This is a genomic window from Photobacterium alginatilyticum (assembly GCF_009910675.1).
Classification (GTDB): domain Bacteria; phylum Pseudomonadota; class Gammaproteobacteria; order Enterobacterales; family Vibrionaceae; genus Photobacterium; species Photobacterium alginatilyticum.
In genome coordinates, this window is sequence record NZ_RSEJ01000013.1 from 91,806 (window position 1) to 113,420 (window position 21,615).

Consider the following 21,615-nt stretch of genomic DNA (forward strand, 5'->3'; position numbering starts at 1 on the left):
ATCTATGCCTGATACGTTTGATTTTTGCGATTTTGGCCGCAAAGTTATCGACATCGAAACCAAAGCCTTACAGAACCTGGCCCAATATATCAACGGCAGCTTCAGTGAGGCCTGCCATCTCATTGCCAGCTGTACCGGCAAGGTCATCGTAATGGGAATGGGCAAGTCTGGCCACATCGGCAACAAGATTGCCGCAACGCTGGCCAGTACCGGTACCCCGTCGTTCTTTGTTCACCCGGGTGAGGCCAGTCACGGCGATCTGGGTATGATCAAAAAAGGCGATGTCGTGCTCGCGATTTCCAACTCGGGCGAAGCATCAGAGATCCTGACCCTGCTACCGGTTATCAAACGTTTGGGGATCCCGTTAATCAGCATGACGGGCAAACCCGAGTCCAGCATGGCCAAGCTGGCACAAACTCACCTGCAAATCACCGTTGAACAGGAAGCCTGCCCGCTGAACCTGGCACCGACCTCCAGTACAACCGCGACACTAGCCATGGGGGATGCCCTGGCAATTGCCCTGATGGAAGCCCGTGGTTTTACCGCCGATGACTTCGCGCTGTCCCACCCGGGCGGTGCACTTGGCCGTAAATTGCTGCTGCGAATTGCCGATGTGATGCACACCGGTGAGATGCTGCCGATTGTCACCGAGCAGGCTACGATTAAAGACGCCTTGCTGGAAGTCTCCCGCAAGGGGCTGGGAATGACGGCGATTATCGACAGCGAGCACAAGCTCAGTGGCGTATTTACCGATGGTGATTTGCGTCGCCTGCTGGATAACCGAGTCGACATCCACAATACTACCATCGGCGAGGTCATGACCCGCAACCCGGCAACAATCTCGCCCCAAGTCCTGGCCGCAGAAGGATTGAAGCTCATGGAAGACCGTAAAATCAGCGGTCTGCTGGTCACTGAAGACGAGCGCCTTGTTGGCGCCTTTAATATGCACGATCTGCTAAAAGCCGGAGTCATGTGATGCAAATCGAAACTATTTATGGTCCGGTCTGTCAAACCGTCTATCAGCAGGCAAAAACTATCCAGCTACTGATCTGCGATGTCGACGGCGTCTTTTCCGATGGCCGGATATACATGGGCAATGACGGCGAAGAACTGAAAACGTTTCATACCCGTGACGGATACGGTATCAAGTCGCTAATGGCCGCCGGGGTCGAGATTGCCATTATTACCGGCCGCAAGTCAGCCATTGTCGAAAACCGTATGTCGGCACTGGGTATCAAGCACGTATACCAAGGGCAGGACAATAAGCTGGCCGCCTATGCTGATATCGAGAAAAACCTGGGTATCGACCCGGCCCATACCGCCTATATCGGCGATGATCTGATAGACTGGCCGGTCATGGAAAAAGTCGGATTGTCGGTGTGCGTGGCAGACGGACATCCGCTGCTCGCTCGCCGTGCTGACTTTGTCACCCGGATCCAGGGCGGATTTGGCGCCGTGCGCGAGGTCTGTGACTTGATCCTTGAAGCAAAAGGCGAATTAGATAAACATAAAGGCTTAAGTATATGACCTTGAAAAGGCTATTCTATGCATTGCTATTGCTTTCATGTGCATGGACTGGCTACTACCTGCTGGAAAAGCAATGGCGGGATGATGTTCAGGTGGAGCCCGACGCAGAAAAGCCGCTGTTCACCGGCAATGCCGTCGTCAACACCTCGTTTAACGAGTCTGGTCTGCGCAACTATCAGATAGATTCTGAGTATTTGGAACATTTTAGCAAAAGTGGCGATACCGACTTTGTCGAACCCGTGCTGTGGGTGTATCGCGATGGTACCGAAACCGAATGGCGTATCAGCTCAAACACCGCCAGACTGGACAAGAACCAGGTACTGCAAATGACGGGCAATGTCCGTATTTTTAACCTGTTGCCAGAATCTGCCGTCAAGACGATCCAGACGGAAAGCCTGCGGCTTGACCTGATCAGCAAAGATTTCGACACTCCCGACCCAGTACTCATTACCGGTACGGCCTTCCAGAACCAAGGCACGGGGATGGAGGGAAACATTGAGCGCAGTGTGGCGACCTTATTGAAAAATGTAAAAGGTAGATATGAAGCTTTACAAAATTAGTACCCTGCTCTGCCTTTGTATCAGTGCATCAAGCTGGGCATTAAGTAACGATACAGAGCAGCCGATTTATATTAACTCGGACAACCAACAGCTCGATATTCAGAAAAATATCGTTACCTTCACCGGCAATGTGGTGTTACGTCAGGGCAGTATTGATATCCGAGCCGACAAGGTCGTGGTAACACGTCCGGCAGGCACCGAAGGCAAAGAGACCATCGATGCCTATGGCAACCCTGCGACCTTCCACCAGGTGATGGATGACGGCAAACCGATTGACGGTGCCGCCCGTAAAATGCGCTATGAAACGGCGACCGAATTCCTCAAAATGACTGACGAGGCTATCTTGATCCAGGAAGGCAGCGAAATTCAGGGCAAGGTCATCAGCTACAAGATTGACGAACAGAAGCTCGTTGCAGAAAGTGGCAAGAAGAAGCGCGTTACCACCATTTTGCAGCCTAACCAGCTGAACAGTAATAAGAAATAAGCGACAATTATGGCAACGTTAAAAGCAGAACATTTAGCTAAAAGCTATAACGGCCGTAAAGTCGTTTCAGACGTCAGCTTGGAAGTGCATTCAGGCAAGATCGTCGGCTTGCTGGGCCCGAACGGTGCAGGTAAAACCACGTCTTTTTATATGATTGTCGGCCTGGTTGCACGGGACGAGGGCACCATTACCATTGACGGGAAAGATATCAGCCTGCAGCCAATGCACAACCGCTCGAGAATGGGGATTGGCTACCTGCCGCAGGAAGCCTCCATATTCCGCAAGCTGACGGTTCACGATAACCTGATGGCGGTCCTGCAGACGCGCAAGGAGCTCAGCAAGAGCGAGCGCCAAGATAAATTAGAAGAATTGTTGGATGAATTCCACATCCAGCACATTCGTAATAGCCTAGGCATGGCATTATCAGGGGGTGAGCGTCGTCGGGTTGAAATCGCCCGGGCTCTGGCCGCCAACCCTAAGTTCATTTTGCTTGATGAACCTTTTGCCGGGGTCGATCCGATATCTGTGATCGATATCAAAAAGATCATCGAACATTTACGCGATCGCGGGCTAGGTGTACTGATCACCGATCATAATGTCAGAGAGACACTTGATGTCTGTGAACATGCTTACATCGTGAGTCAGGGGCAGCTTATCGCCCACGGTTCGCCGAGTGATGTTCTTAACGATGAGCACGTAAAACGAGTCTATCTGGGCGACCAGTTCCGTCTATAGTTATTTATAAGGACGTACCAGGAGCCAATGGGTAAAGGCAGATGACTGCTGATGTTAAAGCCATAGTTGGCACCACAACAAAAGATAACAACAAGGTACATACGCATATATGAAAACCTCGCTCCAGCTCAAACTAGGTCAACAACTGGCAATGACGCCACAGTTGCAACAAGCCATTCGCCTGTTGCAATTATCCACCTTGGATCTCCAGCAGGAGATTCAGGAAGCACTGGACGCAAACCCGCTGTTGGAGCTGGATGAGAATAGCAATGAAGCCACGCCGACCACCGAGGAAAACAAGGCGGACGGACAGGACAGCGGTGAAATCTCAGCTCAGGAAGGGGAATCAGGCAGCGATCCTGAACCTTTTGATACCTCGGAAGTCATTGAGCAACGCGAAATGCCGGAAGATCTTCCTGTCGATACCACCTGGGATGATGTCTACAGTGCCGGCACCGGCAGTACCGGCATCGCCATCGATGATGACATGCCCGTCTACCAGGGTGAAACGACCGAGAGCCTGCAAGACTACCTGATGTGGCAGGTACAGCTGACACCTTTCACCGAGACCGACTTGACTATCGCCACGGCAATTATCGACGCGGTTGATGACAAGGGCTATCTCACTTGCTCCGCCGACGAGATCCTCGAAAGCCTGGGCAATGAAGAGGTTGAGCTTGACGAGGTCGAAGCCGTCCTAAAACGGGTACAGCAGTTTGACCCGCTCGGGGTTGCCTCACGCAACCTGCAGGAGTGCCTGTTGCTGCAGCTCGCTACCTTCCCGGAAGATACTCCCTGGTTGAATGAAGCCAAAATCCTTCTCAACCAGCATATCGATTTGCTGGCAAACCGAGACTATCGCCAGCTGATGCGCGAGACCAAGCTCAAAGAAGCCGAGCTGAAAGCGGTCATGCAGCTGATCCATGATCTGGACCCTCGTCCGGGCAACCGGGTGGTTGCCTCCGAAACCGAATATGTGGTGCCGGACGTTTCCGTCTTTAAGGATCACGGTAAATGGATCGTGACCATCAACCCCGATAGCGTCCCGCGTATCCGTGTAAACCAACAGTATGCGGCCTTGAGCAAAAACACCCGCAACAGTGCTGACAGCCAGTTCATCCGGACGCATCTTCAGGATGCCAAATGGCTGATCAAAAGTCTTGAAAGCCGCAACGAAACGCTGCTGAAAGTCGCCCGCTGCATTGTTGAACACCAGCAGGACTTCTTTGAATATGGCGAGGAAGCCATGAAGCCGATGGTGCTCAATGATATTGCACTGGCAGTGGACATGCATGAATCGACGATCTCCCGTGTAACGACGCAAAAATATATGCACACCCCACGCGGGATCTTTGAATTGAAGTATTTCTTCTCAAGTCACGTTAGTACGGATAATGGCGGAGAGTGCTCTTCGACCGCTATTCGGGCACTGGTGAAGAAACTGGTTGCCGCTGAAAATCAGGCGAAGCCACTAAGTGACAGTAAAATTGCGACATTGCTGGCGGAACAGGGCATCATGGTAGCACGGCGAACTATCGCCAAATACCGTGAATCGCTAGGTATTCCGCCGTCTAATCAGCGAAAACGTCTGCTCTAGTCAGACGCCAACAGAAGGAAGATGTCTATGCAAATTAATCTCACAGGGCACCATGTCGAAATTACCCCGTCTTTACGTGATTACGTAAATACCAAATTCGATAAGCTGGAACGCTTTTTTGATAAGATTAATAATGTCCATGTGATTCTGAATGTTGAAAAATTGCAGCAGGTCGCAGAAGCGACCTTGCACATTAACGCAGGGGAAATCCACGCGAAAGCGGATTCAGAAAATATGTATGCCGCTATTGACGCATTAACTGATAAACTGGTCCGTCAATTAAATAAACACAAAGATAAACTCAATAGCCACTGATCATGCAACTGAGTACTGTATTGAGCCTGGACTGCACCAAGAGTGCAGTTCACTGCTCCAGCAAAAAACGCGCTCTGGAAATCATCAGCGAAATCGCCGCCGAGCATCTAGACCAGAATCCCCAGCCGCTGTTCGAGTGTATGCTCAACCGCGAAAAGATGGGGAGTACGGGCATCGGCAACGGTATCGCGATTCCCCATGGACGGATCAACAACAGTGATCAGGCCATTGCCGTCCTGATCCAGTGTCAGGATCCCATCCAGTTCGATGCCATAGACAACCAGCCGGTCGATTTGCTCTTTGCCCTTCTCGTGCCGGATGCTCAATGCAAAGAGCACCTGAAAACCCTGTCTAGCATGGCTGAAAAGCTAAGTAACAAACAAGTCTGTAAACAGCTACGCACCGCAAAAAGCGATGAAGAGCTTTATCAAATCCTCACCTGTGATTCATAATGATCACCACTTCACTCCCGTTATTTAAGGTATGCCAGCCATGAAGTTAATGGTCGTAAGCGGACGTTCCGGCTCAGGAAAATCAATAGCCCTGCGGGTATTGGAAGATCTGGGCTATTACTGCGTTGATAACCTACCGGTCAACCTGCTGCCCCAGCTTGTCAGCACGGTAAATAGCGACCAGCAGGATATCGCAGTGAGCATCGATGTTCGCAATATGCCCGACGAGCCTGAAGAGATCCGTAAAACACTGGATTCTCTCGGTGACGAGCTGGACGTCAATGTGATCTACCTGGATGCCGATGACAAAGAGCTGGTTAAGCGCTACAGCGAAACCCGCCGCCTGCACCCGTTGTCCCGGGACAACATGAGCCTGGAGCAGGCCATTCAATCAGAGAGTGAGCGTCTGGCAGAGCTCAAGGCACATGCCGACCTGGTCATAGATACCACCAACCAGTCCATTCACGATCTCAGCGAAACCGTTCGCTCCCGTGTCCTGGGCCGCGATGCGCGTGAGCTGATCATGGTATTTGAGTCGTTCGGCTTCAAGCACGGTATACCGACGGATGCCGACTACGTCTTTGATGTGCGCTTTTTGCCCAATCCCCACTGGGTTCCCGAGCTCAAGCCTTTGACCGGCCTGGATCAGGGCGTAAAAGAGTATCTCTCCGGGCACCCGGAAGTGACTCAGCTGACTTACCAGATCCGTAACTTTATCGAGACCTGGCTACCGATGCTGGAAAAGAACAACCGTAGCTACCTGACGGTTGCCATTGGTTGTACCGGCGGTCAGCACCGTTCTGTCTATATCGCCCAGCAGTTGGCTGAGCATTTTCGCTATGAAGGCCACCAGATCCAGGTTCGCCACCGCACGCTGGAAGCAAAGTCATGACCATCCTGAGCCGGCAGTTATTTATCAAAAACCGTCTGGGCCTGCATGCCCGGGCCGCTATCAAACTGGTTGAACTGGCACAAAGCTTCGAGTCCACTGTCACTATCAGCAATGACGAAAAAAGTGCGACAGCCGATAGCGTAATGGGACTGTTGATGCTCGAATCGGCCCAGGGCCAGCAGATCTGCGTCAGCGCCGACGGCAGTGATGCCGAAGCCGCATTATCGGCGGTGTCCGAGCTGATAGAAGCTGGCTTTGACGAAGAAAGCTAGTTGCCCCGGTGAAGTTAACTTCGCCAATTGGGCTGTGAACAAGAATGATTGTGAGTGCATTTAATCCGAACTAAACCATAATCATTCTTTTCCTGCCAATCCCTGCTATTCCTCTTGCAGATTAAATCTTTATTTCCTCTCAGATCTGGTGAGACAACCACTACACTATTACGTTAAAATTCAGCTTATTGCGCCGTCAGACCAAACTAAGCAGACCAAGCTAAACAGTCAGCAATGCCTTCTTGGCATTCTCTGTTCACCTCAATCACCAGTTCAGGGTATGGCGGCCGGCATCAGAGTAATTTGGGGTACCACGACCAATGGCGGATGTATTAGAACAAGATCAGACGCATCAGACGCTGCAAGAAGTTAATCAAGCGCTTGAAAACGGCATGTTTGTCCATGTCCGCCGAATGCTCCAGGATATGGAGCCGGAGGATATCGCTCACCTGCTGGAAGCCTCTCCGCCCAAAGAACGCCAGGTCTTATGGCAGCTGACCGATCCCGAAGAGCAGGGTGAAATCCTCGATGAACTGTCGGAAGATGTAAAAGACGGCATCGTCGCACAGATGGAACCAGAAAAACTGGCAGCCGTCACCGAGGGGATGGAAACCGATGACGTTGCCTATGTCCTGCGTAGCCTGCCTGATGACAAGTATCAGGAAGTACTGGCGCAAATGGATGCCACCGACCGTCACCGGGTAGAAAAGGCGCTGGCCTACCCGGAAGAAACGGCCGGCGGTATGATGAGCACCGACTTTATCACCATCCGCGGCGATGTTACCGCCGATGTCGTCTTGCGTTACCTGCGTATGAAGGGAGAACTCCCTGAAGCCACCGATGCCCTGTATGTTGTTGACCAAAATGAACAACTCATCGGTAGCCTGTCGCTATCAACGCTGATCACGACCCAGTCGGATATCGAAATTCAGGAAGTCATGGATGATGCCGACGAGGCCATCTCGGTCGAGATGGATGACAGCGAAGTAGCCAATCTCTTTGAACGTCGTAACTGGCTTTCAGCACCGGTCATCGATACAGACAACCACCTCGTCGGTCGTATCACCATTGATGACGTCGTCGATATCATCCGTGAAGATGCCGAACATACCATGATGAGTATGGCGGGTATGGAAGATGACGAAGACACCTTTGCTCCCGTTATGAAATCCGCCCGACGCCGTAGTATCTGGCTGGGCGTCAACGTACTGGCAGCACTGGCCGCAGCTTCCGTGTCCAATATGTTCGAAGACACGCTGGATAAAATGGCAGCCATCGCGATCCTGATGACCATCGTCCCTTCAATGGGCGGTGTCGCCGGTAACCAGACCGTCGCCCTGGTGATCCGAGGCCTGGCCGTCGGCCATATCGGTGAAACCAACACCCGCTGGCTGCTCAGCAAGGAAGCCCGCGTAGGTCTGATTAACGGTGTGCTTTGGGCTGCCATCATTGGCGGTGTGGTGGTCTTGTGGAAAGGCAACCTGATACTCGGGCTCATCATTGCAGGCGCGATGATGACCAACCTGCTGGTTGCGGGCATTGCCGGAGTGTGTGTACCTATTTTGCTGAAAAAACTCAATATCGACCCGGCACTGGCGGGCGGGATGGCCCTGACCACTATCACCGATATTATCGGCCTGTCGGTCTTTTTGGGGCTGGCGACAGTATTCCTTGTCTAAAGGTGTTAAGTCGCGAGTGACGAGATAAAACCGCTCCTCCCCCTTATTTAAGGGGGAGGGAACTCAAACCTTCAACAAAAGCGACTATTCACCCGCAATCTTCATCGTATCCAGCAACATCGAGCCGGTCTGGATCTGGCTTCGGGTTTCGGTATCGGTACCAATGGCGACGATATTCTGCATCATATCCTTCAGGTTACCGGCAATAGTCACTTCACTGACCGGGAACTGAATCTCACCGTTTTCTACCCAGAAACCAGCCGCACCGCGTGAATAGTCACCAGTGACTATATTAACGCCCTGACCCATCAGTTCTGTCACTAGCAAGCCGCGATCCATTTTCTTCAGCATCTGGCTATAGTCTTCACCCGTGGACTTAACCTGCCAGTTATGGATACCTCCGGCGTGCCCGGTTGGTTGTCGGCCCAGTTTACGCGCGGCGTAACTGGTCATCAGGTAGGTCTGTAAGATCCCGTCCTGAATGATTTCGCGATCATGTGTCGCCAGACCTTCGCTGTCGAAAGGCGTACTTGCCATTCCTCTCAGGATATGTGGCCGCTCGCTGATGTTCATCCATTCAGGGAAGATCTGCTCACCCAGCTTATCCAACAGGAAAGAAGACTTGCGATACAGGTTCGAACCGCTGATCGCCATTACCAGATGGCCAAATAGCCCGGTAGCGATATCGGCTGCAAACATCACCGGCGCCTCGCGCGTCGACAACTTCTGCGGATCGATCCGTCCTACCGTACGTTCTGCGGCATGTTGACCAACCCGCTCAGGCAGCCACAAGTCGGAGGCTCGACGGGCCGTGGTATAACTGTAATCTCGCTCCATCTCACCATTCTTGCCCTCGGCAATCACACAGCAGCTGGTGCTGTGACGGCTTGAGGCATAGCTGGCCAGCATACCGTGGCTATTGCCATAGACACGAACACCGTAATGGCTGTCATAGCTTGCACCGTCACTCTGTTTGATACGGGGATCATAATCAAGCGCCGCCTGCTCGGCCTGAATCGCAATCGCCGCAGCATGATCGGGCTCCGGCTCGTCAGGATGGAACAGGTCAAGATCGGGAATATCCTTGGCCATCAGCTCTTTCGGGCCCGGTCCCGCAAAGGGGTCTTCAGACGTGTAACGAGCGATATCTAGCGCTGCTGCGACAGTTTGGGCTATCGCACTCTCGCTGAGATCCGAGGTTGAGGCACTGCCCTTACGCTGCCCGCGATAGACGGTGATCCCCAATGCCCCGTCACTATTAAACTCCACATTTTCGACGTCACACATGCGTGTCGACACACTGATACCCGTCGTTTTGTTAATAGCAACCTCGGCAGCATCAGCCTGTTTGCCTGCCAGCTCCAACGCTTTGGCAACCGCCGCTTCAAGTTCTACACGCTGCTGCGCAACCTGTTCTCTTACGTCCATATCTTTACTTACTCAGAGAATGACAACCATTTCATAGCGTTACTTTAAGCACGCTAACGTGGCTTAATGAAATGAAGATCATGAAAATAATCAGCAGCACAACAGCAAACGCTGATAAGTGCCCTATTTAGTATTACATATAGGATAACACCGCCTGTAAGGAATTTGCGCCCCAAATCATGTTTAAACTGATAAAATAGAGCCATTACCTTCTTTAGTGAGCCTATTATGAGCCGTAAAAACCAAAAAGCCCCGTGGGAAGAGGAAGAAGAAATCATCTGGGTCAGCAAGTCCGAGATGAAACGCGACATGGAAGCCCTGCAAAAAGTCGGGGAGGAGCTTGTCGAGCTTAAACCCAATGCGCTGGCGAAAATTCCGCTGGACGAAGATCTCCTGGAAGCTGTCAAAGATGCGCAGCGCTTCAAGAACGAAGCCCGCCGCCGTCAGTTACAGCGAATTGGCAAGCTGATGCGTCAGGTCGATGTCGAGCCTATCCAGGCTGCATTGGACATGCTGCGCAACAAGCACTCGCAGGCAACGGTTGCCCTGAAAAAGCTGGAGCAAAAACGCGACAAGCTGATCGAGAATGGTGACAGCATGATCAATGCCATCATGGTTGATCATCCTGACGCCGATCGTCAGCGCCTGCGCCAGCTTGTTCGTCAGGCGAACAAAGAAAAAGCGCAAAACAAGCCGGCCAAGGCATACCGTGAAATCTTCCAGTACCTCAAAGCGCTGTACCTGGAAGACTAGAAACTGTTCAAACCGGTACCATAAAAAATGCCAGCACTTCCGTGCTGGCATTTTTATATTTCCCTTTCCCGCTACTGCGTACCACCGACAGTCATGGAGTCTACCTTCAGCGTCGGCTGACCGACACCGACCGGCACACTCTGGCCCGCTTTGCCGCAAACGCCGACACCGCGGTCGATATCCAGATCATTACCGACCATAGAGACCTGCTGCATGGCTTCAATACCGCTGCCAATCAGGGTCGCTCCCTTAATTGGGCGTGTCACCTTACCGTTTTCTATCAGGTAGGCTTCCGAGGCCGAGAAGACAAACTTGCCCGAGGTAATATCTACCTGGCCGCCGCCAAAGTTAGGGGCATAGATCCCCTGCTTGACGCTGGCAATGATCTCTTCCGGCGTATGCTGACCCGGCAGCATATAGGTATTGGTCATACGAGGCATCGGCAGATGGGCATAGGACTCGCGGCGACCGTTCCCCGTCGGCGCAACGCCCATCAGGCGCGCATTGAGCTTGTCCTGCATATAGCCTTTGAGCTTGCCGTTTTCTACCAGTACATTGTACTGGCCCGGTGTACCTTCATCATCAATGTTAATCGAACCCCGGCGATCCACCAGCGTACCGTCATCGACAATGGTACACAGCGGCGAGGTCACCTGCTCGCCCATATGGCCGGCAAACATGGACGAGCCCTTACGGTTAAAGTCACCTTCCAGACCATGGCCCACCGCTTCATGCAGCAGTACGCCAGGCCAGCCAGCACCAAGTACTACCGGCATGGTGCCTGCAGGTGCGGCGTCAGCATCGATGTTGACCAGCGCCTGGCGAATCGCCTCATCGGCATAATTCAGTGCAATGGATTTACCATTTTCTTCACTGAGGAAGTATTCATAACCATAGCGGCCACCGCCCCCGGCACTGCCGTGCTCACGCTTGTCACCCTTCTCAATCAGGATGCTAATGGATAAACGAACCAGCGGGCGAATATCCGCGGCATAGGTACCGTCCAGTGCAGCGACCAAGACCTGCTCGTAGACGCCATTGATACTGACGGACACTTCCTTGACCAGAGGCTCTTTGGTTCGAATATAACGGTCAATCTCTTCAAGCAAGGCAATCTTCTGGTGCTTGTCAAAACTACCCAACGGATTAACTGGCGCATATATTCCGGAGGCGGTAACAGGGCTAAAGGTCTGAGTTTTGCCATTCCCGCCCGCGCGGACAATGCCCCGGGCAGCTTTGGCACTCTGGTTCAGTGCCAGCTGGTTGATCTGATCAGAATAGGCAAAGCCGGTCTTCTCGCCAGCAACGGCTCGAACCCCTACACCACGGTCAATGTTGAATGAGCCATCTTTGATAATGCTGTCTTCCAGCACAAGCGATTCATGCCAACAGGACTGAAAGTAAATGTCAGCATAGTCCACGCCCCGGGCTGCAATCAGCCCCAGCGTTTGGCTTAATTCATCACGTCCCAGGCCTGACTGCGTCAGCATGGTATTTTCTACTGTTTCCAGAGTCATTTACTTTGCTCTTCTAAGATACCTACCGCTGATGCACGCCCAGACGAGCATGCTTCAGCACTGGCATATTTATTCTGATGGTCTGGCTTAAATTTAAATCCAGATCGGCTGTCAATACACCGGTTCCCTGTTGTTGACAGGCGACTACCTGCCCCCACGGATCAATAATCATCGAATGACCCCAGGTTTCCCGGCCTTCATTGTGCTCGCCCCACTGGGCTGCTGCGACAATCCAGCACTGCGTCTCCACAGCTCGAGCACGTAATAGTACATCCCAATGCGCCTTGCCGGTCACCTTGGTAAACGCGGCAGGGACCACAATGATATCGGCCCCCTGCTCTCTCAAAGCGGTATATAGCTGCGGAAAGCGAATATCATAACAGATTGATAATCCAATATTTCCAAAAGGCGTCGGCACGACTTTGATTTCTCGTCCCGGTTGGAACGTATCAGACTCGCGGTAGCTATGATGTTGATCTGCAACCTCGACATCAAACATGTGCAACTTATCGTAAGATGCCTGACACTGCCCCTCGTCATCAAACAGCAACGCGGTGGTGGTGATGGCCCCGTCAGTTTGCCGGATCGGCATTGAGCCTATCAGCAACCAGATCCCGAGCTGCCGGGTCAGCGCCGACAGGGCTTCCTGTAAGGGCCCCTCGCCCAGAAGCTCGGCATGGCGTTGATAGTCCTCACGGGAACCAAAGACCAGACAGTTCTCCGGGGTGACGACCAACTTTGCCCCTTGTAGCTGCAACCCTTTAAGCTTTTTCTTCAGCTGCCGCAAATTGGCTTCAGGATCCGCGCCTGAATTCATTTGTACAACGCCCACTTTTGCCATCATTTACTTCCTTTTCCGACAAAGACCACTATTCCATTATTATTTTGACTGGTTCTGTTGTTCCTTCAATTTTTCCGGCACGGTGTACTCCCCGGTAAAACGAGACTTCTCGGTGACCGTCGGTGAATCAATCGGCCCTGTAACCGCATAGTTAATCTGGGTAAAGACATCCAGCACCGGCGATAATGCGGTTGAAATGGCAAACACAAAAATAGCGGTTTGCGGCGCCACCGCAAACGCCGTCAGCACCGGTATTCCAGACGTAAAGTCAGGAAGGAACTTCACTTTCGCATCGACCGTTTCATTAACAAGGTTAGCACTTCCGGTAATATACATGTCACCTGCCAGTGCCTGCATTTTTATATCGTCACTTTCGAACTGGCCATTTTCAATCCTGCCAGAGCCCCTGATATAGTTAAAGGCCAACCCGTCGTCAAACACCCCCGAGAAATCGAGCTGCATTTTTCTCACGATCGAATCTAAGCTGAACAGGCCAAGCAAGCGCCCGGCACCGCCGACATCACTGATCACTCCCTTACCGGTTTCTGATTTCATTTCTCCGGTCAAGGTTTCACGGTGCATCGCCCATGGTGCGCCCTGCCACTGAATAGAGGCATAGCTACTGAATTTCGCCCCCAGGATCCCGCCGGACACCCCAAAACGCCCCATCAGATCTGAGCTATTGTCACCTTCGATGTCGAAAGCGATATGGGTTTCGTTCTGATCATGGTCCAGCATCCAGTGCCCATCCAGGCTCAGCGAGGTCGTGCCCGAATCAATCAGCAGGTTCTGTAACTCCAGCATAGTGCCTTCCCGGCGCAACTTCCCGGTGACCTTGCCAAGTCGGTAGCCCTGTAGCCAGGCATCCTGCAGCGTGAGATCGATCTCCGGCATATTCGCCATCATAGAGCGGTCAAAATCGGTCGCCGGCGGGATATCCTGCTGCGGCTTGTACTTGCTACGCGGCATCTCCTCGACATCATCCAGCCCCGGCAGGTTCAGGTGCATTTTCTCCAGCGTCACCCTTAAAGGCGCACCATCAGGCCAGAACGCCTCGCCGGTCATTTCCCGGCTACCCAGAATAATATGCCACTGCGCAGGCTGTCTGCGCATCGCAAGGTCAACCTCATTCCAGTTTAACGTCGCCAGTTTCAGCTTCTTAACGCGCGCATTTACCCGGGTTGGGTTGGGGATCTCCGGCATGACTGTTGGCTGCCCGGCCTGGGCCATTTGTGCCGTCTTATCATCAATCTCTCCAATAAGCTCGACCCAACGGTCACCGTCCAGGTAGTCACTACGGATCCGAAGCGAGTGGCTCCCCCGCGCGAGAGAACGTAATTTCCCTTTCCCGACCAACAGCTCGCTGGCCTCTATCTTCAAGCGCTCAGGCACTAAATTGATTGTCGCCTGGTAAGTGGCATCTGGCACAACGATATTACCGGTCAACGATTCTGCATTACCGTGTACCGCCAGTTTTGCCTGCTGCTTGGTCCCCGGCGACACGTACAGCGGATACGGCAGCTTGCTGTTAACGCCAACCAGTCCGGCCAGCAAGTCAACATTGTAGTCAAAACCCGTATCGTGCAGATTAACGCCGACCTTGGCATTCCAACGGCTATGGCCGCTCACGCGGGCCAGCAAAGGATCATCAACCTGCTGTTGCAGCGTAGCGACATCCCAGTCTCCATCCAGCTTAACACCCACCTGATAGCCCGTGTCCACGCTCTCGCCATCAAAACCGAAAACAACAGGCTGCGCGAGTAACATGCCCTGGATATCATCGGCCTTGATAACATCATTATCAAAACTCAGGCTGCCACTGACCTTATCCAACTGAAGTGGCGGGGCATCCATGGCAACCTGGTTATCTTTCAGACTCGCCGAGCCCCATGCCCGTACATCACTGCCGTCAAAAGGTATATCCAGTTTAAACTGCGAGCTTACCGGACCACTGACCTGGACCGTCGTCAGCGCCGCCCCGACCGAGTCAACCAGCGGTGTCGCCAGCATATAATCACGTACCTGCTGGCCATCGGCATCCACACCAATAGCCAACTTGAGATGGCCATCTTCGCTCAGCTCGGCTTCACCGGTGACCTTGGACGCCGTCGCTCCCATGGTTTTCGCATGGCTGGCATCAAGGTACATAAAATCATTTTCAAACAGCAGGTCCAGCTTCAGATCAGTCAACTCAGGCCATGCCGTATCAAAACTAAAGCGGCCTTTACGCAAAGCTACCTTGGCCTGAAAAACCCCCTCGCCTTTGCTGTAGGGGAAGTCATTGAGCTCACCGTACCATAGCAGCTGGGCACGCTCTGCCTTACCGCCACGAATAGCCGTCGACAGGTAATCTGTCAGTTCCCGCCCCAATGCCAGCGTCGGCAAATACCGCCACGTTTCACCCGCATCATGAGCCGTCGCTTCACCGTAAAATGACAACCAGGCCGGTGCCTCAGCAGGAAAGTCCAGGCGGAACTGGCCATCAGCAGCTAAATGCGGCGTCGATACGGATAGGGCATCACTCCACAGGCGCCAGCCATCTTCGCCGACTTGCCAGTAAGCGGTCACTTCACTTGTGGTGATATTTAACGGGGCCTGAAACACTTCTCCATAGGGAAGTACATCATCATTTAGCGCCAGCACGGCTTTTCCGCCGGCCAGGCTGCCTGATAGCCGGGCAGCAAGCTTGTTCATGCCAGGCAGCAGTTCCCACTGCTTCATACCAAACGCTTTAAGATCGGCCGAAAAGCGCGGAGGCTGATCGCCGTCAGCAGCAATTCGGATATCATCCAACTGACCGGACGGCTGTAGCTTGGCGAGTATCTCGGCAACTGTATTGTCTTCCGGCAGGAAGCTGACAAACGGCAGCAGCTGGTCAAGAGGCAGGCTGGTCAATGCAACTTGCCAGCGCTCAGGCTCCCACTGCGCCGCGATATCAAAGGCTGGCCACAGTCGCTTGTCGGTTTGCAGAAGCATCTGATCGCTGTCAATCCGCCAGCCGGCTTTTCCCTCGGCCAGAGCAACCGGGGATAATCCTACCCGGCCCTTGGAAACCCTAAACTCATGGTTTTCATCGCCCTCGCGCCAGCGCAGGTAGCTGTTATCCAGCCTTGCCAGGCTGTTCAGTACTTTGCCGTCTTGCAAATTCAGCCACAATTCGGCATTGATATTGCTGCCAGTAATATCAGCGCCACCCAACATACGCTTGTTGAGCCACGGTGTGATGGACAGATTCTGGGACTGGACATAAATACTGCCCGACAGCTCAGGCAGGGAGCGCCGGGCAGATAAGTTAGCAATCACTCGCATTTGGCTAAAGTGGGTATCGGCAATACTGATCACCCCTTCAGCCAGATGCTGACCGCCGGTACCGTCCCACTTCAGCTCGCTGATATCAATACGCTTTGTATCCCCGGCAGGAGAGAGCAAAGTGATATCGGCATTGCGCAGTGAAAACTTGCCCAGCTGGACAAAAAACAGCTCTTCAAGCTGTTTGATCGTTGCGGCTTGATCGGTCGTGTCGGCAGCGGGCTGTGACGAGGTGTCCCGGCCAAACATAGAACTGGAAAAGCGTGTCAGATCAAGGCTGAGCTGATCAATACGCACATCTTTAAACACAGGCCGCATCTCGAACGCCGAACGGAGCATGTCAAACTCCATTTCAACATCGCCGACCCGAACAATGGAGCCCGGATCATCACTTGCGGCAACACTCACCCCCTGCAGCACCAGGGAAGGGCCCAGGTTTTGCCACCGCCCTTCTACATGGGCCACTTCGAGGCGCATTTCCGCCTGCTCAGATGCCCACTGGCGGATAGGTTCGCGATATTCGTTTAGCTGGGGAAGAAAAAAACGCAGACCACTAATCGCAATAGCGGCCAGTACCAACACTGTCAGTACCAGCCACATTAATCCACGTGCCAGACGAACTGGAACTGTTGTCACTCAATAGCCTCGCATTCGTAATTACATCATTACAACGTCAAATTGTTCCTGGATATATAATGGCTCAGCTTTGATTTTCACCTGCTTGCCAATAAACACTTCCAGCTCAGCCAGAGCATGGTATTCATCCCCCGCCAAGACTTCAGCAACCGCAGGCGAGACATAAACCACAAAACGGTCAGCGTCATAAGCTCGGTTGACCCGGGTAATTTCACGCAGGATCTCATAGCAGACACTTTCAACGGTTTTGACCGTACCTCGACCTTCACAGGTCGGGCAGGTGCCGCACAGCACATGCTCGATACTTTCACGGGTCCGCTTACGGGTCATTTCGACCAGGCCCAACTGAGTAAAGCCGTTGATATTGGTTTTTACCCGGTCGTAGGAAAGCGCCTGCTCCAGTGCCAGCAAGACACGACGCTGGTGATCTTCCAGTGCCATATCAATAAAATCGATAATAATGATCCCGCCCAGGTTGCGTAACCTAAGCTGACGGGCGATCGCCTTGGTGGCCTCAATATTGGTATTGAAGATGGTTTCTTCCAAGTTACGGCGACCGACAAAGGCCCCGGTGTTGATATCGACCGTCGTCATCGCTTCCGTCTGATCAATAATCAGGTAGCCGCCCGACTTCAGCTCAACCTTGCGATCCAACGAGCGCTGAATTTCACTTTCCGTATCATATAGATCAAATATAGGCTGCTCGCCAGCGTAATATTCAAGCTTATCGCTCAGCTCCGGCACGAACTCATCGGTAAATTCTTTCAGCTTTTCATAACCTAGGCGTGAGTCAACCTTGATGCAATCCAGTTCGGTGCCGACGAAGTCACGCAGGATCCGCTGTGCCAACCCAAGTTCGCCATACAGCATCGACTTGGGCTTATGCTTGGCCCGGCGCTCCAGCACTTTACGCCACAAATGTTTGAGGAAGGCAGCATCCTGGGCTAGCTCTTCCGCCGTTGCCCCTTCGGCAGCGGTACGAATAATAAAGCCACCCAGCTCGTCACAGTGCTTGTTGACGACCTTCTTCAGGCGCTCTCGCTCACTTTCGCTTTCGATACGCTGAGAGACACCGACATGACCGGCGCCCGGCATGAAGACCAGATAACGCGACGGCAGCGTCACGTCTGTTGTGAGACGAGCCCCCTTGGTTCCCAGGGGATCCTTGACCACCTGAACCACCAGATCCTGCCCCTGACGGACCAGCTCGGAGATATCCCGAACCTGGAACTGCTGCTTTTCGTTCTCGGCCACACATTCAGTGTGAGGCACAATATCGGAGGCATGCAAAAAAGCAGCCTTCTCCAGTCCGATATCGACAAATGCCGCCTGCATACCCGGCAATACCCGGCTTACGCGGCCTTTGTAAATGTTGCCGACAATTCCGCGTTTTGACTCTCGTTCTATATGTACTTCCTGAAGGGTCCCTCCTTCAATCATTGCAACGCGCGTCTCACTTGGCGTCACGTTAATCAGCAGCTCTGTGCTCATGGTTGCCTCTAAATTGATAAACTTAAAAAGTCCTGAACCATGATGTCGGTTTCCATTAACGGTAACCCCACCACAGCGTAATAACTGCCATCGATGCGCTCAATAAACTTGCCGCCGATCCCCTGAATGCCATAGCTGCCTGCTTTGTCTTGCGGCTCGCCGCTTTGCCAATATGCTTCTATTTCTTGTTCTGACAAAGTCTTGAACCAAACGTTCGTGGTCACAAGGCAGGTTTTGCTACGTGTTGCCGTGGCCAGGGTAACGGCCGTCATCACCTGGTGCTGCCTGCCGGACAGCAGAGTCAGCATGCGCCTGGCATCGGCAAAGTCTTCCGGTTTTTCCAGAATTTCATCATCTACTACAACAATTGTATCTGAACCCAGCACCGGCGTCTGGCCATCGGTTTCTATCACCCCGGCCTGTGCCTTCTCCTGTGATAGGCGCCGGACATAATCAGCCGGTGCCTCGCCCGGCTGGTGACATTCCTCAACGTCTACGACAACCCGTTCAAAGGTATAACCCAGCTGAGCCAGTAGTTCTTTTCGCCGGGGAGATCCCGAAGCCAGATACAGTTGCAGTGCAGACATGACGATACCATTTATATAAATATCAAAAAGATCCATTCGATGTCATGCTTTACAACCTAACACCGAACAGACCTAGTTGGGAAAGTAATTTAACGAATTGAGAACTTACGACGCATTCGCCGCAGCAGCAAAAACAGCCATGGCCATAGCAGGAAGTTCAGCAGCACGGCCCAGAGCCGTTCCGGCTCGAAGGTGATCACTGAGACCAGATATTCGGCCCAGAACTCGACCAGTTTGCCGGCCAGTGTCAGTAAGGCAACCAGAACGGCCTGCTGCCACAAAGAGAGGTTGCGCAGTACCTGGAAATTCAGGGCAACGACATAGCACAGTACCGACATCATCAGGCCCCGCACCCCGAGCGTCGAGCCCAGCATCAAGTCCCACAGCAGCCCCAACAGCAATGCCGTTCCGACATTGACCCGGTGCGGCAGTGCCAGTACCCAGTAAAAGGCCACCAGCAGCACCCATGAAGGCCTGAACAGCTCCAGCTCGCCGGGCCATGGCGCGGCCTGTAGGATCAGTGCCACGATAAAAGATAGCCAAATCAGCAAGCGGCCACTTGGTCGACTATTCGCCACTATTGAGATCTCCTACCATCAGCGTTTCCCGCGGGGTCGGCCATACCAGCAACAAATAACGCAGGCGGTCGAACTGCACCGTCGGTTTTGCCTTTATCTGGGCAAACGGGCGCTTGTTATCAAACGAAAACTCGGTGACATGTCCAACCGGATAACCTTCCGGGTACCGACCGCCCAGGCCGGATGTCACCAGCAAGTCCCCGACTTCGATATCGGTACTGCTCGGTACGTGCTCAAGCTGGACTTGGTCGATCTGACCGCTGCCCGAGGCAATTACCCGGATGTCGTTACGCACAACCTGGATCGGGATCGCATGCGTCGGATCGATCAGCAACAGCACCCGGCTGTTGTGGGCGCCGACATAAGACACCTGACCGACGATCCCTTTTTCATTGATCACCGGCTGGCCTTCATAGACACCGTCAACCCGCCCCTTGTCAATCATCACCTGGTGACTGTAGGGATCAGAGTCCACCGCCATCACCTCCGCGATCAGTTTCTTCTCGTCGCGGACGAAAGGTGAGCCCAACAGCTCGCGTAAACGCTGGTTTTCCTGCTTTAACTGGTCCAGCAGCAGCACATCGCTCTGCTTAACCAGTAATTCACGCTTAAGTGCTTTATTCTCTGCCAACAAACGCTGATGGGAGCTCAACTGACCTGACATACCATCTAACAAATCACGAGGTAAGTTAGCTGCATACTGGAGTGGTGAAATCGCTGAGTTCAGCAAATAACGTACATTGGCGAAGGCATCTAGGCGGCTGTCGGCCAGCATCAGGCCAACCGACAGTAATATGGCAAGAAACAGGCGTAACTGCAGAGAAGGCCCTCTGCCAAATATAGGTTTCATCTAACGCTATAACCTGTTCTGTCTATTGCCGAAGATGGCATTATTCTTCGCTGAAGAGATCGCCGCCGTGCATGTCGATCATTTCCAGTGCCTTACCACCGCCACGTGCAACACAGGTTAGCGGATCTTCGGCAACAACAACTGGGATCCCGGTTTCTTCTGTCAGCAGGCGATCAAGATCGCGCAATAGCGCACCGCCACCGGTTAGCACCATGCCGCGCTCAGAGATATCTGATGCCAGCTCTGGCGGACACTGTTCAAGCGCAACCATTACTGCCGACACGATACCGGTCAGAGGCTCCTGCAGGGCTTCTAGAATTTCGTTGGAGTTAAGAGTAAAGCTGCGAGGTACACCTTCAGCCAGGTTACGACCACGCACTTCAATTTCGCGTACTTCATCGCCCGGGTATGCCGAACCGATTTCATGCTTGATACGCTCGGCCGTTGCTTCACCAATCAGGCTGCCGTAGTTACGGCGAACGTAGTTGATTACCGCCTCATCAAAGCGGTCACCGCCGATACGTACCGACGAGGAGTAAACCACGCCGTTTAGAGAGATAACGGCAACTTCAGTAGTACCACCACCGATATCGATCACCATCGAACCAGTCGCTTCCGATACCGGCATGCCGGCACCGATTGCAGCCGCCATCGGCTCGTCAATCAGATACACTTCGCGGGCACCCGCACCTTGTGCAGATTCACGGATAGCTCGACGCTCAACCTGAGTAGAACCACAAGGAACAGCAACCAGTACGCGTGGGCTAGGGCGTAGAATGCTGTTGTCGTGGACCTGCTTGATAAAATGCTGAAGCATTTTCTCGGTCACGTAGAAATCGGCAATTACGCCGTCTTTCATTGGACGGATAGCAGCGATATTGCCAGGTGTACGACCAAGCATTTGTTTGGCGTCGTGACCTACGGCTGCAACACTTTTGGTTGCGCCAGCTCGGTCCTGACGAATAGCTACTACTGATGGTTCATCGAGTACGATGCCCTGTCCTTTGACATAAATAAGGGTGTTGGCAGTACCCAGGTCAATAGACAGGTCATTAGAAAACATGCCACGAAGTTTTTTAAACATAGTCTTCGGCTAATTCCTGCAAGCTTAC

21 protein-coding genes are annotated in these 21,615 nt (G+C 52.9%); 12 read left to right on the forward strand and 9 right to left on the reverse strand.

The features are described 5' to 3' along the window. Positions 1-4 precede the first annotated feature (4 nt). The 11 genes from EIZ48_RS13575 (at position 5) to mgtE (ending at position 8,513) form a co-directional block, all read left to right on the forward strand. The gene (locus EIZ48_RS13575) at positions 5-976 is read left to right on the forward strand and encodes a KpsF/GutQ family sugar-phosphate isomerase (protein ID WP_160652276.1); all 972 of its coding nucleotides are present in this window, start codon (positions 5-7) and stop codon (positions 974-976) included. Further along, complete coding sequence (gene kdsC, locus EIZ48_RS13580; RefSeq protein ID WP_160652279.1) at positions 976-1,527, forward strand: 3-deoxy-manno-octulosonate-8-phosphatase KdsC; 552 nt, start codon at positions 976-978, stop codon at positions 1,525-1,527. Before EIZ48_RS13575 ends, kdsC begins: the two co-directional genes overlap by 1 nt. Then, entirely contained in the window at positions 1,524-2,087 is a 564-nt protein-coding gene (lptC, locus tag EIZ48_RS13585; RefSeq protein WP_160652282.1) for an LPS export ABC transporter periplasmic protein LptC, read from the forward strand. Before kdsC ends, lptC begins: the two co-directional genes overlap by 4 nt. Further along, the gene (gene lptA, locus EIZ48_RS13590; protein WP_075762393.1) at positions 2,068-2,571 is read left to right on the forward strand and encodes a lipopolysaccharide transport periplasmic protein LptA; all 504 of its coding nucleotides are present in this window, start codon (positions 2,068-2,070) and stop codon (positions 2,569-2,571) included. Before lptC ends, lptA begins: the two co-directional genes overlap by 20 nt. Before the next feature lie 9 nt (positions 2,572-2,580). Further along, positions 2,581-3,306, forward strand: a complete 726-nt coding sequence (gene lptB, locus EIZ48_RS13595; RefSeq protein ID WP_160652285.1) for an LPS export ABC transporter ATP-binding protein — start codon at positions 2,581-2,583, stop codon at positions 3,304-3,306. A gap of 109 nt (positions 3,307-3,415) precedes the next feature. Beyond that, positions 3,416-4,903, forward strand: coding sequence for an RNA polymerase factor sigma-54 (locus EIZ48_RS13600; RefSeq protein ID WP_160652288.1), 1,488 nt, complete (start codon positions 3,416-3,418; stop codon positions 4,901-4,903). A gap of 27 nt (positions 4,904-4,930) precedes the next feature. After that, positions 4,931-5,218, forward strand: a complete 288-nt coding sequence (gene hpf, locus EIZ48_RS13605) for a ribosome hibernation promoting factor (protein ID WP_075762396.1) — start codon at positions 4,931-4,933, stop codon at positions 5,216-5,218. Between the two features lie 2 nt (positions 5,219-5,220). Further along, entirely contained in the window at positions 5,221-5,670 is a 450-nt protein-coding gene (gene ptsN / locus EIZ48_RS13610) for a PTS IIA-like nitrogen regulatory protein PtsN (protein WP_075762397.1), read from the forward strand. A 40-nt stretch (positions 5,671-5,710) separates the two neighbouring features. Further along, on the forward strand, positions 5,711-6,562 hold the full coding sequence (rapZ, locus tag EIZ48_RS13615) for an RNase adapter RapZ (RefSeq protein WP_160652291.1): 852 nt from the start codon (positions 5,711-5,713) through the stop codon (positions 6,560-6,562). After that, positions 6,559-6,834: an HPr family phosphocarrier protein gene (locus tag EIZ48_RS13620; RefSeq protein ID WP_160652294.1), complete on the forward strand. Its 276-nt coding sequence runs from the start codon at positions 6,559-6,561 to the stop codon at positions 6,832-6,834. Before rapZ ends, EIZ48_RS13620 begins: the two co-directional genes overlap by 4 nt. 320 nt (positions 6,835-7,154) lie before the next feature. Next, positions 7,155-8,513, forward strand: coding sequence for a magnesium transporter (gene mgtE, locus EIZ48_RS13625; RefSeq protein ID WP_075762400.1), 1,359 nt, complete (start codon positions 7,155-7,157; stop codon positions 8,511-8,513). 84 nt (positions 8,514-8,597) lie between these two features. Here the strand turns inward: mgtE and pmbA are convergent, their stop codons facing one another. Beyond that, entirely contained in the window at positions 8,598-9,941 is a 1,344-nt protein-coding gene (pmbA, locus tag EIZ48_RS13630) for a metalloprotease PmbA (RefSeq protein ID WP_075762401.1), read from the reverse strand. A 228-nt stretch (positions 9,942-10,169) separates the two neighbouring features. Here pmbA and yjgA point away from each other — a divergent pair, with 228 nt between their 5' ends. Further along, on the forward strand, positions 10,170-10,694 hold the full coding sequence (gene yjgA / locus EIZ48_RS13635) for a ribosome biogenesis factor YjgA (RefSeq protein WP_160652297.1): 525 nt from the start codon (positions 10,170-10,172) through the stop codon (positions 10,692-10,694). Positions 10,695-10,765: 71 nt separating this feature from the next. On the opposite strand, the gene tldD is transcribed toward yjgA, so the two are convergent. The 8 genes from tldD to mreB form a co-directional block, all read right to left on the reverse strand. Further along, a complete protein-coding gene (gene tldD, locus EIZ48_RS13640) occupies positions 10,766-12,211 on the reverse strand; it encodes a metalloprotease TldD (RefSeq protein WP_160652300.1) in 1,446 nt (481 codons plus the stop codon). Between the two features lie 22 nt (positions 12,212-12,233). Beyond that, positions 12,234-13,052, reverse strand: coding sequence for a carbon-nitrogen hydrolase family protein (locus tag EIZ48_RS13645; RefSeq protein WP_160652387.1), 819 nt, complete (start codon positions 13,050-13,052; stop codon positions 12,234-12,236). Positions 13,053-13,091: 39 nt separating this feature from the next. Beyond that, entirely contained in the window at positions 13,092-16,997 is a 3,906-nt protein-coding gene (locus EIZ48_RS13650) for a YhdP family protein (protein ID WP_160652303.1), read from the reverse strand. A 21-nt stretch (positions 16,998-17,018) separates the two neighbouring features. Then, positions 17,019-18,488: a ribonuclease G gene (rng, locus tag EIZ48_RS13655; protein ID WP_160652305.1), complete on the reverse strand. Its 1,470-nt coding sequence runs from the start codon at positions 18,486-18,488 to the stop codon at positions 17,019-17,021. 8 nt (positions 18,489-18,496) lie between these two features. Beyond that, complete coding sequence (locus EIZ48_RS13660; protein ID WP_160652308.1) at positions 18,497-19,075, reverse strand: Maf family protein; 579 nt, start codon at positions 19,073-19,075, stop codon at positions 18,497-18,499. An 89-nt stretch (positions 19,076-19,164) separates the two neighbouring features. Then, positions 19,165-19,653: a rod shape-determining protein MreD gene (gene mreD / locus EIZ48_RS13665; RefSeq protein ID WP_160652311.1), complete on the reverse strand. Its 489-nt coding sequence runs from the start codon at positions 19,651-19,653 to the stop codon at positions 19,165-19,167. Next, complete coding sequence (mreC, locus tag EIZ48_RS13670) at positions 19,643-20,503, reverse strand: rod shape-determining protein MreC (RefSeq protein ID WP_160652314.1); 861 nt, start codon at positions 20,501-20,503, stop codon at positions 19,643-19,645. Before mreC ends, mreD begins: the two co-directional genes overlap by 11 nt. A 40-nt stretch (positions 20,504-20,543) precedes the next feature. Further along, positions 20,544-21,587, reverse strand: a complete 1,044-nt coding sequence (gene mreB / locus EIZ48_RS13675; RefSeq protein WP_075762409.1) for a rod shape-determining protein MreB — start codon at positions 21,585-21,587, stop codon at positions 20,544-20,546. Between the last annotated feature and the right edge of the window lie 28 nt (positions 21,588-21,615).

Excerpts from the sequence above, each read along its gene's own strand:
- EIZ48_RS13575 (WP_160652276.1), top strand. The coding sequence starts at position 5 with ATGCCTGATACGTTTGATTTTTGCGATTTTGGCCGCAAAGTTATCGAC.
- kdsC (WP_160652279.1), top strand. The coding sequence starts at position 976 with ATGCAAATCGAAACTATTTATGGTCCGGTCTGTCAAACCGTCTATCAG.
- lptC (WP_160652282.1), top strand. The coding sequence starts at position 1,524 with ATGACCTTGAAAAGGCTATTCTATGCATTGCTATTGCTTTCATGTGCA.
- lptA (WP_075762393.1), top strand. The coding sequence starts at position 2,068 with ATGAAGCTTTACAAAATTAGTACCCTGCTCTGCCTTTGTATCAGTGCA.
- lptB (WP_160652285.1), top strand. The coding sequence starts at position 2,581 with ATGGCAACGTTAAAAGCAGAACATTTAGCTAAAAGCTATAACGGCCGT.
- EIZ48_RS13600 (WP_160652288.1), top strand. The coding sequence starts at position 3,416 with ATGAAAACCTCGCTCCAGCTCAAACTAGGTCAACAACTGGCAATGACG.
- hpf (WP_075762396.1), top strand. The coding sequence starts at position 4,931 with ATGCAAATTAATCTCACAGGGCACCATGTCGAAATTACCCCGTCTTTA.
- ptsN (WP_075762397.1), top strand. The coding sequence starts at position 5,221 with ATGCAACTGAGTACTGTATTGAGCCTGGACTGCACCAAGAGTGCAGTT.
- rapZ (WP_160652291.1), top strand. The coding sequence starts at position 5,711 with ATGAAGTTAATGGTCGTAAGCGGACGTTCCGGCTCAGGAAAATCAATA.
- EIZ48_RS13620 (WP_160652294.1), top strand. The coding sequence starts at position 6,559 with ATGACCATCCTGAGCCGGCAGTTATTTATCAAAAACCGTCTGGGCCTG.
- mgtE (WP_075762400.1), top strand. The coding sequence starts at position 7,155 with ATGGCGGATGTATTAGAACAAGATCAGACGCATCAGACGCTGCAAGAA.
- pmbA (WP_075762401.1), bottom strand. The coding sequence starts at position 9,941 with ATGGACGTAAGAGAACAGGTTGCGCAGCAGCGTGTAGAACTTGAAGCG.
- yjgA (WP_160652297.1), top strand. The coding sequence starts at position 10,170 with ATGAGCCGTAAAAACCAAAAAGCCCCGTGGGAAGAGGAAGAAGAAATC.
- tldD (WP_160652300.1), bottom strand. The coding sequence starts at position 12,211 with ATGACTCTGGAAACAGTAGAAAATACCATGCTGACGCAGTCAGGCCTG.
- EIZ48_RS13645 (WP_160652387.1), bottom strand. The coding sequence starts at position 13,052 with ATGGCAAAAGTGGGCGTTGTACAAATGAATTCAGGCGCGGATCCTGAA.
- rng (WP_160652305.1), bottom strand. The coding sequence starts at position 18,488 with ATGAGCACAGAGCTGCTGATTAACGTGACGCCAAGTGAGACGCGCGTT.
- EIZ48_RS13660 (WP_160652308.1), bottom strand. The coding sequence starts at position 19,075 with ATGTCTGCACTGCAACTGTATCTGGCTTCGGGATCTCCCCGGCGAAAA.
- mreC (WP_160652314.1), bottom strand. The coding sequence starts at position 20,503 with ATGAAACCTATATTTGGCAGAGGGCCTTCTCTGCAGTTACGCCTGTTT.
- mreB (WP_075762409.1), bottom strand. The coding sequence starts at position 21,587 with ATGTTTAAAAAACTTCGTGGCATGTTTTCTAATGACCTGTCTATTGAC.